Below are 16,298 nucleotides of genomic sequence, written 5' to 3'. Positions count from 1 at the left end.
GGGCGTGTCCTGGACGAGTGCCGGTGGTCCCTGCCCTCCACGGCCGGGAGGCGCGGGCGCGCCGGCCCTGGGCCGGAGGCCCCCGGGCTCGCCGCGTTCGCGGGCCGCGGAAGCGCACCCGCAGGAGAGGCCGCCGGCCCGGTACCGCCCCCGCCGCGTCGCCTCAGGTGACCGCGCCCACCGAAGCCGCCGCCCAGTGGCACGCCACCCGCGTCTCCGCACCGCCCGCCAGCACCGGCAGGTCCTTCGTACGGCACGCGTCCGCCACTCCCGCACGCTCGGCCTCGCCCGAGGCGAGGACCTGGCAGCGGGCGTGGAAGCGGCAGCCGGGCGGCACCTTCGAGGGGTCCGGCGGCTCGCCCGTCAGGATCACCGGCTCGCCCTCCGCCTCCGGCAGCACGGACAGCAGTGCCCGGGTGTACGGGTGACGGGGTGCCGTGAGGATCTGCTCCACGTCACCCGTCTCCACGATGCGGCCCAGATACATCACCGCCACCCGGTCCGCGATGTTCCAGGCGAGGCCCAGATCGTGCGTCACGACCAGTGCCGACAGGCCCAGTTCCTCGCGCAGCCGCAGCAGCAGCGCCAGGATCTCGCCCCGCACGGACGCGTCGAGCGAGGCCACCGGTTCGTCCGCGACGATGAGCTCCGGCTCCAGGACCAGCGCCCCCGCGATCACGACGCGCTGGCGCTGGCCACCGGACAGCTCGTGCGGGTACTTCAGGAAGAACCGCTCCGGAGGCCGCAGCCCCGCCCGCGCCAGAGCACCGGACACGGCCGCCCGCTCGTCACCGGCGTACCCGTGGATGCGCAGTCCCTCCGCCACCGCGTCGTACACCGTGTGCCGCGGGTTCAGGGAGCCGCTCGGGTCCTGGAGCACCAGCTGCACCCGCTTGCGGTACGCCTTGAGCGCCCGGGCCGACCGGCCGAGCGGCTCCCCGCCGAAGGTGACCCGGCCGGACGTGGGGGGTACGAGGCCCAGCAGCGAGCGGGCCAGTGTGGTCTTGCCGCAGCCCGACTCCCCGACCAGGGCGACGATCTCGCCCGGCCGGATGTCGAGGTCGACCCCGTCGACGGCTCGGGCCGGAGCCGCCCCGCGGCGGCCGGGGAACATGACCTTCAGTGCCTCGGCGCTGAGCAGCGGGACCGCGGGAGGGGTGGTGGTCATGAGATGCTCCTCGATTCCTCGGCGCCGCCGTGCGGTCCCGATGCCGTGACGGCGCCCGGTTCCACCAGCACGCAGGCGGCCCGCCGGTCCTGGCCGGCGTGCCGCAGCTCCTGGTCCTCGGTGGCGCAGGAGTCCAGCGCCACCGGGCAGCGCGGATGGAACGTACAGCCGGACGGCAGGGCGGCCGGGTCCGGCGGGTCGCCCGGCAGGCCGCGCGGCGCGTGCCGGGAGGACAGGTCACCGATGCGGGGGAAGGCGGCCGACAGGGCGCTTCCGTAGGGATGCCGGGCGTTCTCGTGGACCTGCCGTGCGGGGCCCTCCTCGACGACCCGGCCCGCGTACATGACCGAGAGGCGGTCGCAGGTGTCGGAGAGGACGGCCAGGTCATGGCTGATCATGATCAGGCCGAGGTCCTGGTCGGCGACGAGGCGTTCGATCAGCCGCAGGATCTGCGCCTGGATCATCACGTCGAGCGCGGTGGTCGGCTCGTCGGCGATGATCAGCCGCGGGTCGCAGGCCAGCGCCATGGCGATCATGACGCGCTGGCGCTGCCCGCCCGACAGCTCGTGCGGATAGGCGGCGGCCCGCGCCGCGGGGAGCCCCACCTGCTCGAGCAGTTCGCCGGCCCGCCGCCGCGCTGCGGCCGGGGTGGACGGGCGATGCAGCAGAATCGGTTCGGCGATCTGGTCCCCGATGCGGTGCACGGCGTTCAGCGAGTGCATGGCGCCCTGGAAGACGATCGACGCCCCCGCCCAGCGCACGGCCCGCAGACGGCCCCACTTCATGGTGAGGACGTCCTCACCGTCCAGCAGGATCTCTCCCCTCAGGGTCGCGGACGCGGGCAGCAGCCGCAGCAGCGCGAGCGCCAGCGTGGACTTGCCGCAGCCGGACTCCCCGGCGATGCCGAGCTTCTGCCCCGCGTCGACCCGCAGGTCGACGCCCCGCACGGCGGGGACGGCGAGGGCCCCCGATCCGTAGGTGACATGGAGGTCGCGGACCTCGAGCAACGGATGCCCGGTCCCGCCCTCCGTCACGGTCTCCGTCTTCACGGCGGTCAACGGTTCACCCCCAGTCTGGGGTTGAGCACGGACTCGACGGTGCGGCCGCAGAGCGTGAACGCGAGGGCGACGACCGCGATGGCGAGTCCGGGCGGAGCGAGGTACCACCAGTTGCCGGAGCTGACCGCTCCGGCCTCCCGGGCGTCCTGGAGCAGCCCGCCCCAGGAGACGATCGTGGGATCGCCCAGTCCGAGGAAGGCGAGGGTCGCCTCGGTGAGGATGGCGGTGGAGATCACCAGCGTGGTCTGCGCGAGCACCAGCGGCATCACGTTGGGCAGCACGTGCCGGGACATGATGTGGCCGTGCCCGCCGCCCAGCGCCCTGGAGCGCTCGATGTAGGGGCGGGACTCGACGGACAGCGTCTGCGCCCGTACGAGCCGCGCGGTCGTCGGCCAGGTCGTCACGCCGATGGCGAGGACCGTCGTCCACAGGGACCGCGAGAGCACGGTGGCCAGGGCGATGGCGAGCACGAGCGTCGGCATCACGAGGAACCAGTCGGTGACGCGCATGACGACGTTCCCGTACCAGCCCTTGAAGTGACCGGCCGTGATGCCCACCAGGGTGCCGATGGCCACCGAGAGGAAGGCGGCGAGCAGGCCGACCGTCAGCGACACCCGGGTGCCCCAGACCAGCAGGGCCAGGAGGCTCCGGCCGAACTGGTCGGTGCCGAGCGGGAAGGCGCCGCTCGGCGGCTCCAGGGGGCCGCCGGGCGCGTCCGTGACGCTCTGCGAGCCGGCGCCCACCAGCAGCGGGGCGGCCAGCGCGACCAGCGCGATCAGCACCAGTACGGCGAGACCCGCGACCCCGGCCCGGTGGTCGCGGTACTGACGCCAGAAACGGGCCGCGGCACGGCGCCTGCGGGCCCGGGCGAGGGCGCGCGGGCCGGGGGTCCGCGCGGTGTCGGTCGTCGTGGTCGTCATCGGCCCACCCGGGGATCGAGGAGCGGATAGATCACATCGGCGAGCGTGTTCATCAGGATCACCGCGGCGGCGAAGACGAAGAACAGCGCCTGCACGAGGGGCAGGTCGGGCACGCTCAGCGCCTGGTAGAAGAGGCCGCCCAGGCCCGGCCAGGAGAACACCGTCTCCACGAGGATGGCTCCCGCAACCGTGTTGCCCAGGTTCACGAAGAGGAGGGTCACCGTCGGCAGCATGGCGTTCGGCACGGCGTGGCGGCGGCGTACGAGGTCGTCGCGCAGGCCCTTCGCCCGTGCCGTCGTCAGGTAGTCGCTGCCCATCTCGTCCAGCAGCGAGGAGCGCATCACGAGCAGGGTGCGCGCGTACTCGACGGCGACGAGCGTGACGACGGGGAGGACCAGGTGGTGCGCCACGTCGACGACGTGGTCGAAGCCGCTCCCGCTCCCGGACTCCATGCCGCCGGTCGGGAAGAGACCGGGGATCGGGCCGATGCCGACCGAGAGCGTGATGATCAGGAGGAGGCCGAGCCAGAACGAGGGCACCGAGTACAGCGTCAGGGCGAACGCCGTGTGGAAGCGGTCCGCGGCAGAACCGTTACGCCAGGCGGACCTGGCACCCAGCCAGATGCCGATCGCCGTGTAGATCACGAAGGCGGTGCCGGTGAGCAGGAGCGTCGCCGGGAGCGCCTCGGTGATCTTGTCCATGACCGGGGCGTGGAACTGGTACGACGTACCGAAGTCCCCGGTCAGGGCCTTGCCGCAGTATTCGGTGAACTGCTGCCAGAGCGGCAGGTCCAGGCCGAACTCCCGGCGCATCGCGGCGATCTGCTCCGTGGAGACCTGGCGGCCGCCGGTCATCTGCTTGACCGGGTCGCCCGGGATGAGCCGGAACAGGAAGAAGCTGGTGACGAGCACGGCGAACAGCGAGACGGCCGCACCGGCCAGCTTGCCCGCCGCGTAACGGAGGTAGGCGGTCGTGCTGCGGGCACGTGGACCGCGGGCCGACGGCCCGGCCGGAGCCGGACCGTCGGCCCGCGCGGCGTCCACGCCCGCCGCGCCCGTCAGGAGCGCGGGAGTGCTGTCTGGGCTCATGTGCTATTCACGGTCTTCCGCGGTGGAACGACGACGCATGGCGAACAGGAGCCCGCCACCGGCGAGGACGACTACGGCGATACCGACGCCGACGAGGACACCGGTGGAGCTGCCGCCGCCGGACGGACCGCCCGACGCGCCGGCGGCCGGAACCGCCGACCACCAGCTCCAGTAGCCGTCCTGACCGAAGATGTTGCCCGCGTCGGACGGCATCGTCGTGATCGACGCGATCTGGTCGGTGCGGTAGGCCTCGACGGCATTCGGGTACGCCATGACGTTCATGTACCCCGTGTCGTACAGCCGCGACTCCATCCGCTTGACCAGGTCAGCCCGTTTGGCGGGGTCGTACTCCGCCAGTTGCCGGGCGTACAGCTCGTCGTACTGCTTGTCGCAGATGAAGTTGTCCGTCGCCGCCGACTCCTTCGCCTTCGCGGGCAGCGCCGCGCAGGTGTGGATGGACATCACGAAGTCGGGGTCCGGGTTGACGGACCAGCCGTCGAAGGCGAGGTCGTACTCGCCCGCGTACCAGGGGTCGGAGACGTTGTCGCGGCAGTCGACCTCCAGACCGATCCCGAGGTCGCCCCACCACTCCTGGAGGTACTTGCCGATCGCCTTGTCGTTCGGGTCCGTGGCGTGGCACAGGATGCGGAAGTCCAGCGGCCTGCCGTCCTTGCCGGTCCGCTTGCCCGCCCTGTTCTTCCTGTAGCCGGCCTCGTCGAGGAGGGCGGCGGCCTTCGCCGGGTCGTAGGCGAGCTTCTGCTCGGGAGAGGGCTGCCAGAAGTACGAGCCGTAGCGCGGCGGGATGTAGCCCTCGCCCTCGACCGCGTGGCCCTGGAAGACCTTGTCGATGACGGCCGTGCGGTCGACGGCCGTGAACAGCGCCTGACGGACCTTCTGGTCCAGCAGCGCCGGGTGCCCGTCGCCGAACTTCTTGCCGTCCCTGGTCCGCGCGCCCGGGTTCACGGCCAGGGCGTAGAAGCGCCGGCCGGGGGCGTCGTTCACCTTGATGTCGTCCGCGCTCTTCAGCGACGCGGCCTGGGCGGGGGTCAGGCTGGGGCTGCCGGCCACGAAGGAGACCTCGCCCTTGCGGAGGGCGGCTACGGCGGCGTCCTGGTCCTTGTAGTACCGGAAGACGAGCTCGTCGAACTTGGGCGCGCCGCGCCAGAAGTCCTTGTTGGCCTCGAGCTTCACATAGCTGTCGACCTTGTAGTCCGTCAGGATGAACGGGCCGTTGCCCACGATCGGGAACTTCGTGTCGTTGTTGAACTTCGAGAAGTCACCGACCTTCTCCCAGACGTGCTTGGGAACGATGGGCACGTCCAGCGCCGTCATCGTGGCCTGAGGCTGCTTCAGCTCTATGACCAGCTTGTCCGGGCTCGGAGCGGTCACCTTCTTGAAGTTGCCGACGAAGCTGCCGTTCGACGTGGCCGCGCCCTCGTCGGTCATCATCCTGTTGAAGGTCCAGGCGGCGTCCTCGGCGGTGGCCTTCTCACCGTCGGACCACGTGGAGTCGGACCGGATGGTGTAGGTCCACGTCAGCTTGTCCGGCGACGGCTCCCACGCGGTGGCGAGCCCGGGGACCGTGTGGCTGTCCTTGGCGTCGTAGTTGGTCAGGAAGTCGTACATCAGCCGGTGGATGCTCGTGGAGAGCAGCCGCTGCGCCAGGAAGGGGCTCAGCGAGTCGACGCTCTGCGCGACCGCGACCGTGAGTGTCGACTTCCCGCCGTCGGCCGCCCGTGCCTCCTGCGGGGCGGGGCCGACCGGGTTCCCGGGGACGACGGAACCGGCGGCCAGGGCCAGAGCGGCGGCGCCGGAGGCGAGCAGGATGCGCACGCGCCCACGTGGGCGGGAGGAGCGCGGTGGGAATCTTGTGACCATAGGACGTGGACCTCGCGTCATGACTCGCACGGTGAAGGCGGGCAGATCTCTGGTTCGCCAGCTGGTGAAGCGAAGGTTTATCAGCGGCGGTCGAGTCGCGTCAACGGTCGGCCAAACCGCGTGTGGGCTGCGGGAATGCAAGAGGGCCCGCACCGAAGGAACGGTGCGGGCCCTCATTGGTTTAGACCTCTACTGCCTCACTGCTGAGACGCTGGCGGCGGCTGCGGAGGGTACTGCGGGCGCCCGTCCGGCGGTACCGGGCCCCGCAGTTCGGGCTGGTCGGACTGATGTGCCTGGCCACCGGGGTGGGCGGGTCCCGGTGGCGGTCCGGCCGGGTGCGCGCCCGCCTGAGCCTGGGAGGGCGGCGACTGCTGCCAGCCGTCGTAGGGAGCCCCGTTCGGCTGCCCGCCGTGCGGCTGCGCCGCGTTCTCCTGCTGCCGGCCGCTCTGCTGCCAGCCGTCGTGCTGCGCGCCGGGGCCGGGGTGCGGCGGGTAGGGCTGTCCCGGGGCGGCCTGCTGCTGGGGCGGGAGCTGCCGGCCTCCGTAGGGCTGTTGCGGATACGGCTGCTGAGGGTGGGGCGGGTAGGGCTGCTGCGGCTGACCCGGGTAGGGCCGGTGGTCGCCGTACGGCTGTCCGGGGTGCTGCGGGGGCGCGTACGGTTGCTGCCCCGGGGCCTGCTGACCCGGCATCGGCGGGGCGAACTGCGGCGGCGGGCTCGCGCCGTCGGAGGTCCACAGGCCTTGCTGCTGCTGGGCCCGCTGGAAGTCCTCGGCGACGAGGGCGGAGAGGTTGAAGTAGGCCTCGCGGGTCTTGGGCCGCATCATGTCCAGGTCGACCTCGGCGCCCGCCGACAGGTGCTCGTCGAACGGCACGACCACCACACCCCGGCAGCGCGTCTCGAAGTGCTGCACGATGTCGTCGACCTTGATCATCTTTCCGGTCTCGCGGACCCCGGAGATGACCGTGAGCGAACGCTGCACCAGGTCCGCGTATCCGTGCGCCGAGAGCCAGTCCAGGGTGGTGGAGGCGCTGGACGCGCCGTCCACCGACGGCGTGGAGATGATGATCAGCTGGTCGGCGAGGTCGAGTACCCCGCGCATCGCGCTGTAGAGCAGTCCGGTGCCCGAGTCGGTGAGGATGATCGGGTACTGCTTGCCCAGGACGTCGATCGCCCGCCGGTAGTCCTCGTCGTTGAAGGTCGTGGAGACCGCCGGGTCCACGTCGTTGGCGATGATCTCGAGACCGGAGGGCGCCTGCGAGGTGAAGCGGCGGATGTCCATGTAGGAGTTGAGGTACGGGATCGCCTGGACCAGGTCACGGATGGTGGCCCCGGTCTCGCGGCGCACCCGGCGGCCGAGGGTGCCGGCGTCCGGGTTGGCGTCGATGGCGAGGATCTTGTCCTGGCGTTCGGTGGCCAGGGTGGAGCCCAGCGCGGTGGTCGTCGTGGTCTTGCCCACGCCGCCCTTGAGGCTGATGACCGCGATCCGGTAGCACGACAGCACCGGCGTACGGATCAGGTCCAGCTTGCGCTGCCGCTCGAGCTCCTCCTTCTTGCCGCCCAGCTTGAACCGTGAGGCGCCGGACGGGTTGCGGCTGCTCTTGGCCTTCTGCTTGCCGCGGACCAGCCGGTCCGAGGAGAGCTCCACCGCTGCCGTGTAACCGAGCGGCGCCCCCGGCACCGAACGCTCACGCTGGTCGTGGGTGACCGGGGTGGGCCAGGCCGCCCCCGTGCGCGGATCGACGGGCGGTGCCTGGGGGCCCGGCTGCTGGGGCCGGTAGGCGTCGGGCTGCTGAGCGGCCTGCGGGGCCTGCGGGGCGGGGAGTTGCGGTGTGCCCTGGGGCGGCAGGGACTGCTGCTGCGGGGGCGCCGCGGCCTGCGGGGCCTGGGGAGGATAGGGCGCCTGCGGGGGGAGTGGGGCGCCCTGCGCGGGGAGATGCGGCCTGGGGGCGTGCGGGGGGCCGGGCGGGAATCCGTAGCCGCCCTGCGCCGGGAACTGCTGCGGCTGCTGGGGGAAGCCGTAACCACCCTGCGGCGGCGGTGCGTCGGTCCGGGCCGGCGGCAGGGGAGCGGCGGGTGCGGGCGCGGGGGCCTGGGGGAAGCCGTAGCCGCCCTGCGCCTCGGCGGACGGCGCGGGCGTGGCCGCCGGCCACTGCGGCGCGGACTGCGGCGCACCGGGCTGCGGCGCGGCCGGCTGGAAGGCGGGCGGGAGGGGCGGAAGGGCGCCCTGCACGGGCGGCGTAGGGGACCACGGCGCCGGCACGTCCGACGGTACGGCGTCCTGGGGCTCCCCGGACGGTGCTGCCTCCGCCGGTGCGGCACCGGTCGTCGGCGTGCCCGCGGGCGCCCGGTCCTGAGGTACCGCGTCCTGCGGATCCGCATCCGGCGGTGCGGTCTTCGGCCCGGACGCGCCGGCGGGGGCGTCGGCCGGTACGGAGTCGGGGACGGCATGCGCGCCGGCCGGCACGGAGTCCGCGTCCGCGCCCGGGACGATATCGCTCCCGCTCTCCGAAGCCGTCTCCCCGCTCGCCGCGGAGCCGTTCGTGCCGCTCCCGTCCCCGGCCGCGGACGGAGCCGTGTCACTCCTCTCCCCGGTACCCGGGTCACCCGCGGAGTCGCCGGTGGACCCGGGCAGGCCGGCGTCCGGGGTGTGCGCCTCCGCCGGAGCCGAGGCGCTGCCCGCGGCATCGGCGGCCTCGCGCTGCGCGATCTCCCGCTTCAGCGCGGCGGGTGAGAACCGCATCGTCGCGCCGCTCTCCAGATCACCGCCGCCGAACGCGTCCGGGCCGGCTCCCGCCTCCGGCTCCGCCTGCCCGGAGGGGCCGGGAGCAGCGGCGGCCGGCACGGGCCCGGGCTCGGAGGACGGTGCGGTGGGCGCGGACGGCGAGGTGGAGGACGGAGAGGGCTGGGAGGGCGGAGCCGGTGACGCGGCCGCGGGCGGCACGGACGGCGGCCAGTTCGGCTCGAAACCGCCCCCGGCCGGCAGGCCGGGCAGTGCCAGCGGAGCGCCCTGCGGCGGCGGGGGCGCCAGGTGCGAGCCCGCTCCGCCCGACGACTCCCCGGACGCGTTCTGCGTGTACCAGGCCGGCGGGGTGTAGTCGATGGTGAACTCACCCGTCATCTCGGCGGGTTCCGCGTCGGACGACTCGTCGACGGGTGCGTTCCATCCCCCGCGGATCTCGTCCCGATCGCCGTTCACTTTGCCTCCTGGTGTGGTCGAGCACCCTTGTGCCGTGGTGGGTGGGGGCGACCGTTCCCGTCGTCCGGTGCGCCCGGCTCTCCCCCTTGCGACGCGCAGTGCCTGCCCGCAGGTTCCTCTGCCACGCCCCCACCCACCCTAATCGCCATCGGGGGCGGTGCGGCAGGCCGTACCGCACGGAAGAACTGTCCGGTAGGCCGGGCACCGTATACAAGTGAACCGGGCGCCCCGGACGTGAGGGGGAAGCGGACACCCGCGCCCGTACGCCCCGGATCGCCGCCCGGTCGCGCGACCGGGCTTCCGTCGCGACGGCCACGCGGGCCACCGGGGCTCCGTACGGACCTGTCGCGCGACCGGGGCCGCGAACCGGGCCGGCGTCCGCCCCACGGTGGCTGCGTACGGCCGGGCCCGCCACCGGCCGCTCCGGCCCAGTCCGTACCCCGGCGGGGCCTCTCCCGCGGACCGCTCAGTCCATGCGGCGCGCGCTGCCCAGCAGTCCTGACTCGGCGTCGGTGGCCTGGGTCATGACGAACTGCCGGTCCCCGCCCGCGCACCACAACGTGACCCCGTCGGCCAGGGTGGACAGCGCCTGCGTCTCCGCGGGCGGCAGGTTCAGGATCCGCCCGATCTGTGCCGCCTCGTCCGGGGAGACCCGCTGGACGCCGACGAGAGCGGACTTCTCCATCAACCGGGGTGCCACCGGGCTCAGGTAGGGCAGCAGCGTGACCACGGACTGCCAGGGCCCGGCCACCACACGGCCGCGCGGCGGCCGCATGCCGCAGTCCCGCACCACGACCACCGGGGACCCGGCCGAAGCGCCCTGCGGCGGCACCCGTCCCACCTCGTGCAGCGCGATGCACGGCTGCCCGCCACCCGCCGCCTGCGCCAGGCCCGTCCAGGCCTGCGCCCGTCCGGTCTCCACGGCGATCCGGGCCCCCGTCGCCGCCGCGCGCAGTGCCAGTACCTGGGCCGTCCAGAGTCCGCCGATCAATGTGACCTCGTACGGGGTGGGCCGGTTGATGCCCAGCACCGCGGGCCGGCCCTCGGCGTCCACACCGATCACCGTGCCGTCGTCCCCGACGGGCACGGCCAGCGAGGCCAGTTCGTCGACCGAGACCGTGTGCCGGCCGCGGCGCGGACCGATCAGACCGAAACCCAGCCGAGCCCGGGCAGGGGAGGTGGCGGACATCAGCGGGTACCCCCGAGCGGCAGTGTGGCGAGCACGCCGGGCAGTTGTTCGCGGTCGAGCCGCACCAGCGACGCCTTGACCCCCCGAGCGGTGCGCTCCAGTTCGTGACGGGCCGCGAGGAGTTCCTCGTCGCTGCGCCCGGTGATGCGGACGTGTCCGGTGACCGAGACGGCCGAACGGTCGCCGTGCCCCAGCGTCAGGCTGAACGTGGTGGCCAGTGCCGGTATCGAGGTGAGCAACGCGACCAGCTGCGGCATCGAGGCGCCGCCGCCGCCCAGGTGGGGCCAGCGGCTCACCCAGTAGCTCGTGTGCCACCGGTCGTCGCAGCGCCAGGTCCGTGAGGTCTCCTCGGTGCGGCGGCCGGGTGTCTCCGTACGGCTGGCCTGCGCCATCGCCAGCGGGCTGACGCACGCCGACGTGGCCACGGCCGAGGTCAGTTCCTGCTCGGTCAGCACCGTGGCACGGAACCCGGCCCCGGTCAGCCTGCTCGCCAGCTGGTCCGCCGCCCGAACCGCGCACTTCTGCGCCCCCACGAGGCCACCGCCGCGTGCGGCCACCGCCTCGGGGCACAGCTCGGGGTTCAGCTTCAGCGCGATCCAGGTGATCCGCAGCGCGGGCGAACCCGTCCGCGCCTGCAACGGGCCGTAGTTCCGCGCGGCCACCGACTGCGGCGGGAGGTGCGGGGCGGGCGCGGGCTGGGTGTGCTGCACGATCTGCGCCGATTCCAGCCGGATCCCGTCGACCTCCAGCACCTCCCGTACGAGGGACAGCGGGAGCGGGCGGGCCGAGCGGTCCGGCCGCAGGGCGGTGGCGTCCGACTCGACCTGGAGCACGGCGGAGAGGTACGTACCGTCGCCGATCATCCCGACCGGGCGCCGGTCACGGTCGCTGAACGAGTACGTGCGCAGGGCGGGTTCGCACTCCACGGCGGGTGCCAGTCCCGGCTCCGTGCCCGCGGGCACCACCGAGGAGGCCGCACGGCGGCCGCGGGCACGCAGCGCGAGCACGGTGCCCAGCCACTCCGGGAGCGAACGGCGGTGCCTGCGGACCACGGCGAGGAGCACCAGGACCGCGGCGACGACACCGGCGGGCACCAGGAGCAGCGGCTCGATCACCCAGGCGGCGAGCAGCAGCGCGGCCGCGATCTCGACCAGTACGAGTTGTTGCAATCGGAACGAACCGATCTGTCCGGCCCGTCCGTCCAGGCGGGGCGCGGCAGCGCCGCCGGGGCCGGCCGGGCCGTTCGTGGACGTGCGTGAACGGCGGCGGGAACCTGCCGGGCCGCCCGCTCCGGGCCCCCTCGGCGGCTGCGTGTTCCCGGCCGGACGTCTCCGTGTCGCGGAAGCCATCATTCCGGCATTCCCCCGTTCATAAGGCCCCAACTCCACCCGCTCGCCCCGCTCCCGCCGGGGCTTCGGCGGCTGGATCACCCTACCCGCCCCGCAGGCACGCGCGATCAGCAGGCATAGTAGGGGGCCGGTCCGGCACCAGGGTCCGGCATCCGGGGTCCGGCACAGGGGGCGGGGAGGCGCACGCTCCTGGGCCGCGCGGGGAGACACGGGAGACAGACACACTCATGGCATCACGGCGGGACGAGCTCAACGCGTACACCTTTGCGAAGAAGCGCACGGTGGCCGCCTTCCTCCAACCCTCGCCCACCGGTACCGAGGAGGGCGCCCCGCGCCCGTTGCGTGCCGTCGTCCCGAGCCTGGTCGTCGGCGCGCTGATCATGGCGGGATTCGGGGCGTGGGGAATGTTCAAGCCCACGGCGCCCAAGGACTGGGACAAGCCGGGCACCAAGGTGATCGTCGGCAAGAAGTCCACCACCCGCTACGTCGTGCTCAGCACCGGCAAGGGCAAGGACAGGAAGACCCTGCTCCACCCGGTGCTCAACCTCGCCTCCGCCCGGCTCCTGCTGACTCCGCAGCAGTTCGACGTCGTCCAGGTCGGTGACGACATCCTGGACGCCGGGAAGCCGCCGCGCGGCCCGATCCTCGGCATCCCGTACGCCCCCGACCGGCTTCCGGAGGCGAAGGACGCGGGCACCGCGAAGCGGTGGGCGGTCTGCGTACAGCCCGGCGGCAAGGGCAACTCCGTGCAGAAGGCGGCCTTCGTCTTCGCCGAACGGGACAACGCGCTGACCGAGGGCGGCAAACAGCTCAGCGGCGGTCAGGTGCTCTACGTACAGGGCCAGGACGAGGCCCGCTACCTCGTCGACGCGAGCGGCACGAAGTACCGCATCGACGAGAGCGCGACCGACGACGGCCACCTGACCAACGCGCTCGTCGGCAGCCGCCGGCCGCAGCCCGTCACCGACGACTGGCTCGCCACCCTCCACGAGGGCAGCCCGCTCGTCTTCCCGCGCATCCCCGGTACGGTCGGCGCGCCCGCGCACATCGAGGGCCAGCTCTCCGCCGAGGAGAACAAGGTCGGCATGGTCCTGCGCACCAGGACCGGCGAGGGAACGGCCTTCTACGTCGTCCTGGAGGGCACGGTCCAGCCGGTCTCCGAGTTCACCGCCTGGCTGCTGATCAACTCCCCGCAGACCGCGCAGCTCAACCTCGACAGCGAGGCCCGGTCCGTCGGTCTGCAGGACTTCGTGCCCGACACGCGGACCTTCGCCGGCCAGGCCGCCCGGTGGCCCGCGCACAAGGCCGTACAGGTCAACTCCACCACGGGCAGCGGCAGTCGTGACACGGTGTGCAGCGTGCTGCGCAAGGTCGACGACAGGGGGCGTACGACCCTGACCACCTGGGCGGGGACCGCCTACCCCGCCGCGATCAACGCCGGCGGCACCAGCACCTACGTCACCCCCGGCAGCGGCCTGCTCTACACCCAGGTCCGGGGCAAGCAGACGAGGCCCGACGGGTCGCTCTTCCTGGTGACCGACACCGGACTTCGGTACGCGGTGCAGGCGAACGGCGACAGCGACGCCGAGCGCTCGGACATCGGCGCCGGGGACCAGCCGGAGGCCCAGGACGGCAGGCCCGAGGCCAGCCAGGCCCAGATCCGCCTGGGGTACGAGAAGGTCACCCCCTCGCTCGTGCCCATCGCCTGGTCCGAGTTCCTGTCCAAGGGCCCCCGGCTCGACACCAACAGCGCCCGCCAGCCCCAGGGCTCCTGACCGCGCGTACCACGGGGACGAACGCGGGACCGGGGGAGAGGAACACATGATGTACCGCAAGACGGCCGGACTGACGGCCGCCACCGCCGCACTCGCCGCACTGGCGTGGCCGGCCGGCGCGTACGCCGCAGCGGGACCGGAAGGCCCGGCGGGCCCGGCCCTGGACGGCAGCGGCGAATGCACCTTCCCGATGAAGAAGCAGTTCGAGGGCCGCCCCTGGCCCCTCCAGCGCGTCATGCTGGACGAACTCTGGCAGGACACCAAGGGCAAGGGCGTCCGGGTCGCGGTCATCGACACCGGCGTGGACACCGCGAACCCGCAGCTCAGGAAGGCCGTGGACACCTCCGCCGGTCGCAACCTCCTCAAGGGCGGCAGGAGCGACGGGACCACCGACGAGGTCGGGCACGGCACCAAGGTCGCCGGCATCATCGCCGCCCGCCCGCGTGAGGGAACGGGCTTCGTGGGGCTGGCCCCCGAGGCCACGATCATCCCGATCCGGCAGAACGACGAGAAGAACAGCGGCAAGGACACGACGATGGCCACCGCGATCGACCACGCGATCGCCAAGGGTGCCGACGTCATCAACATCTCCCAGGACACCACCAAGCCGCTCACCGAGAACTCGGCGCTGGGCAGGGCCGTGGCCAGGGCGCTCGCCGCGGACGTCGTCGTGGTCGCCTCGGCCGGCAACGACGGCATGGACGGCAAGCTGAAGACGACCTACCCGGCCGCCTTCCCCGGTGTGCTCGCCGTCGCCTCCTCCGACCGCAACAACGAACGCGCCGCCTTCTCCCAGGCCGGTGAGTTCGTCGGCGTCGCCGCTCCGGGCGTCGACATCGTCTCCACCGTCCCGGGCGACGGCCAGTGCACCGACAACGGCACCAGCTTCTCCGCCCCCTACGTCGCGGGTGTCGCGGCCCTCCTCGTCGCCAAGTACCCGGACTGGAAGCCCAACGAGATCGTCGCCCGCATCGAGCAGACGGCCGAACGCTCCGTCACGGGCCACGACGCCTACGTCGGCTGGGGCGTCGTCGACCCCGTCCGGGCACTCGCGGGGGACAAGGACGACGTACCGCTGCAGGCCGCGCGCCCGGACCCGGCGCCGCCCAAGGCGCCCGCGCCCGAACCCGCGCACCTGGCGATGTCGGAGACCTCGCAGGAGCGCAGCGAGCGCTACGCCACCTACACACTCGCCCTCGCGGTCGTCCTGGTCGGTGTCGTGGCCGGCACCGCGACGGTCGTCCGGGATGTCCGGCGGCGGCGCGCCCCGCGCTGAACACGCCGTCCGTGAACTGGATCTCTCCCCGCGGAGACCGGTTGGGGAGAGCTGACGATATGACTAGGGTGGGACCGGACTTCACGTGTGTGACGGGGGAACGAGAAGTGGCCGAGTCCGGTTCCGGGGTGCGTCAGCGCCGCCGGACGCTTCTGGGAACCCGCGCAGTACAACCCTGTCCGCGACCTGCGGGCAGGCCCGGGAACTGAGAGATAGGACTTCCGGATGAGCAACACCGGTTCCGGTTTCGGACTTGCCGACGATCCGATCGTCCAGGCGAAGAACAAGATCATCGAGACGGCCGAGGCGGTGTCCAAGCAGTCCCGCGAGCTCGCCGACATCCTCGCCACCGTCAGTGCCGGCTGGACCGGCGTCGGTGCCGGCGGATTCACGTCCGCACAGATCACCATCAACGAGGACCACGACGAGATCCGCCGCCTGCTGCAGGTACTCCTCAACGGTGTGAGCCAGACGAAGAACCTCAGCAACGCCAACGACGACGAGGTCCGTGCGGCCTTCGCCGCCGTGAAGGAGTCGGCGTCCTCGGGCAACACGTCCGGGCTCAACAACATCTGAGCCCCACCGCACCCACGCACACGCCGCACGCCTGATCACGGAGGAGCAGACAGATGGCCGGAGATCCGAACACCAAGGTCAAGTACGAGAGCGTCCAGGAGATGGCGAACCGCATCCGTGTGGTCTCGCGCAACATCATCAAGGACCTCGAGGAGATGGACGCCGCCCTGAAGGTCGTCACCGACACGTGGGACGGTGACGCCCACGCCGGGTACGTCGTCCTCCAGGGCAAGTACAAGGGCAAGGCCGACCACATGAAGGACCGTCTCGAGCAGACGGCGAAGATCATCGAGAACGGCAAGGACAGCTACCGCTCCACGGACGTCAAGGCCTCGCGCCTGTTCGACGAGGCGTACTGACCCGGCCACCGGTACACGGAAGAGGGGCACGCCAGGTGGGCGTGCCCCTCTTCCGTGTGACGGCGACCCTGGTTCGGCTACTTCAGGTCGAACTCGCCGTCCCGCGCCCCCAGGACGAAGGCCCGCCACTCGGCCTCCGTGTAGCGCAGCACGGTCTCCGGATCCAGCGAGGACCGCATCGCGACGGCCCCGCCCGGCAGATGTGCGATCTCCACCCGCTCCTCGGCCTCCTCGGTGCCGGGGGCGCTCAGCCACTCCACCCCCGAGATGTCGAGTGCGTACAGCTCGTCCTTCTCCTGCTGAGTGCCCATCGGACGCCTTTCTTCCCGGCGGAGAAGCGCCCACCACCGGGTGTTCGTGCTTACGGCCTGGCCACTGATTATTCCTGCTCCGCCGCCCGGGGGTCACCGGAACCGGACGATCGCGGACTCCGGCCTGCACGGCGCGCCCGTCGGATCAGTCGCA

The 16,298-nt window shown here is 72.5% G+C and carries 13 protein-coding genes; 4 read left to right on the top strand and 9 right to left on the bottom strand.

The features are described from left to right. Positions 1-163 precede the first annotated feature (163 nt). The 8 genes from BA175_RS06795 to eccE all read right to left on the bottom strand — a co-directional run bounded on the left by BA175_RS06795 (position 164) and on the right by eccE (position 11,847). On the bottom strand, positions 164-1,168 hold the full coding sequence (locus tag BA175_RS06795; RefSeq protein ID WP_069170394.1) for an oligopeptide/dipeptide ABC transporter ATP-binding protein: 1,005 nt from the start codon (positions 1,166-1,168) through the stop codon (positions 164-166). Further along, entirely contained in the window at positions 1,165-2,226 is a 1,062-nt protein-coding gene (locus tag BA175_RS06790; RefSeq protein WP_069170393.1) for an ABC transporter ATP-binding protein, read from the bottom strand. The genes BA175_RS06795 and BA175_RS06790 overlap by 4 nt, the downstream gene beginning before the upstream one ends. Beyond that, positions 2,223-3,146 (bottom strand): ABC transporter permease, encoded by a 924-nt coding sequence (locus BA175_RS06785; protein WP_069170392.1) that lies wholly within the window; start codon positions 3,144-3,146, stop codon positions 2,223-2,225. The genes BA175_RS06790 and BA175_RS06785 overlap by 4 nt, the downstream gene beginning before the upstream one ends. Beyond that, positions 3,143-4,234: an ABC transporter permease gene (locus BA175_RS06780; RefSeq protein WP_069170391.1), complete on the bottom strand. Its 1,092-nt coding sequence runs from the start codon at positions 4,232-4,234 to the stop codon at positions 3,143-3,145. The genes BA175_RS06785 and BA175_RS06780 overlap by 4 nt, the downstream gene beginning before the upstream one ends. 3 nt (positions 4,235-4,237) lie before the next feature. Further along, positions 4,238-6,112 carry an ABC transporter substrate-binding protein gene (locus BA175_RS06775; RefSeq protein WP_069170390.1) on the bottom strand — a complete coding sequence of 625 codons (1,875 nt, stop codon included), beginning with the start codon at positions 6,110-6,112 and terminating at the stop codon, positions 4,238-4,240. A gap of 197 nt (positions 6,113-6,309) precedes the next feature. Then, positions 6,310-9,309 carry an SCO5717 family growth-regulating ATPase gene (locus BA175_RS06770; RefSeq protein ID WP_069170389.1) on the bottom strand — a complete coding sequence of 1,000 codons (3,000 nt, stop codon included), beginning with the start codon at positions 9,307-9,309 and terminating at the stop codon, positions 6,310-6,312. Between the two features lie 466 nt (positions 9,310-9,775). Then, entirely contained in the window at positions 9,776-10,498 is a 723-nt protein-coding gene (locus BA175_RS06765) for a hypothetical protein (RefSeq protein WP_069170388.1), read from the bottom strand. Next, the gene (gene eccE, locus BA175_RS06760; protein ID WP_438947331.1) at positions 10,498-11,847 is read right to left on the bottom strand and encodes a type VII secretion protein EccE; all 1,350 of its coding nucleotides are present in this window, start codon (positions 11,845-11,847) and stop codon (positions 10,498-10,500) included. Before eccE ends, BA175_RS06765 begins: the two co-directional genes overlap by 1 nt. Before the next feature lie 227 nt (positions 11,848-12,074). Between eccE and eccB the strand changes: the two genes are divergently transcribed. The 4 genes from eccB to BA175_RS06740 all read left to right on the top strand — a co-directional run bounded on the left by eccB (position 12,075) and on the right by BA175_RS06740 (position 15,833). Further along, positions 12,075-13,622 (top strand): type VII secretion protein EccB, encoded by a 1,548-nt coding sequence (gene eccB / locus BA175_RS06755; RefSeq protein WP_069170386.1) that lies wholly within the window; start codon positions 12,075-12,077, stop codon positions 13,620-13,622. 46 nt (positions 13,623-13,668) lie between these two features. Continuing rightward, a complete protein-coding gene (gene mycP / locus BA175_RS06750; protein WP_069170385.1) occupies positions 13,669-14,898 on the top strand; it encodes a type VII secretion-associated serine protease mycosin in 1,230 nt (409 codons plus the stop codon). 225 nt (positions 14,899-15,123) lie between these two features. Beyond that, the gene (locus tag BA175_RS06745) at positions 15,124-15,474 is read left to right on the top strand and encodes a hypothetical protein (protein ID WP_069170384.1); all 351 of its coding nucleotides are present in this window, start codon (positions 15,124-15,126) and stop codon (positions 15,472-15,474) included. A gap of 53 nt (positions 15,475-15,527) precedes the next feature. Next, a complete protein-coding gene (locus BA175_RS06740; RefSeq protein ID WP_069170383.1) occupies positions 15,528-15,833 on the top strand; it encodes a WXG100 family type VII secretion target in 306 nt (101 codons plus the stop codon). 77 nt (positions 15,834-15,910) lie between these two features. Here BA175_RS06740 and BA175_RS06735 read toward each other — a convergent pair whose 3' ends face one another. Beyond that, positions 15,911-16,144, bottom strand: coding sequence for a DUF397 domain-containing protein (locus BA175_RS06735; protein ID WP_014048676.1), 234 nt, complete (start codon positions 16,142-16,144; stop codon positions 15,911-15,913). Positions 16,145-16,298: the final 154 nt, after the last annotated feature.

It is taken from the genome of Streptomyces griseus (assembly GCF_001715295.1).
GTDB lineage: Bacteria > Actinomycetota > Actinomycetes > Streptomycetales > Streptomycetaceae > Streptomyces > Streptomyces griseus_G.
The sequence above is the reverse complement of the archived record's forward strand: the minus strand, read 5'-3'. Positions and strand labels throughout refer to the sequence as shown.

What these genes read in the sequence shown, in the direction of transcription:
- BA175_RS06795 (WP_069170394.1), bottom strand. Translation starts at nt 1,168, where the DNA reads ATGACCACCACCCCTCCCGCGGTCCCGCTGCTCAGCGCCGAGGCACTG.
- BA175_RS06785 (WP_069170392.1), bottom strand. Translation starts at nt 3,146, where the DNA reads ATGACGACCACGACGACCGACACCGCGCGGACCCCCGGCCCGCGCGCC.
- BA175_RS06780 (WP_069170391.1), bottom strand. Translation starts at nt 4,234, where the DNA reads ATGAGCCCAGACAGCACTCCCGCGCTCCTGACGGGCGCGGCGGGCGTG.
- BA175_RS06775 (WP_069170390.1), bottom strand. Translation starts at nt 6,112, where the DNA reads ATGGTCACAAGATTCCCACCGCGCTCCTCCCGCCCACGTGGGCGCGTG.
- BA175_RS06765 (WP_069170388.1), bottom strand. Translation starts at nt 10,498, where the DNA reads ATGTCCGCCACCTCCCCTGCCCGGGCTCGGCTGGGTTTCGGTCTGATC.
- eccE (WP_438947331.1), bottom strand. Translation starts at nt 11,847, where the DNA reads ATGGCTTCCGCGACACGGAGACGTCCGGCCGGGAACACGCAGCCGCCG.
- eccB (WP_069170386.1), top strand. Translation starts at nt 12,075, where the DNA reads ATGGCATCACGGCGGGACGAGCTCAACGCGTACACCTTTGCGAAGAAG.
- mycP (WP_069170385.1), top strand. Translation starts at nt 13,669, where the DNA reads ATGATGTACCGCAAGACGGCCGGACTGACGGCCGCCACCGCCGCACTC.
- BA175_RS06745 (WP_069170384.1), top strand. Translation starts at nt 15,124, where the DNA reads ATGAGCAACACCGGTTCCGGTTTCGGACTTGCCGACGATCCGATCGTC.
- BA175_RS06740 (WP_069170383.1), top strand. Translation starts at nt 15,528, where the DNA reads ATGGCCGGAGATCCGAACACCAAGGTCAAGTACGAGAGCGTCCAGGAG.
- BA175_RS06735 (WP_014048676.1), bottom strand. Translation starts at nt 16,144, where the DNA reads ATGGGCACTCAGCAGGAGAAGGACGAGCTGTACGCACTCGACATCTCG.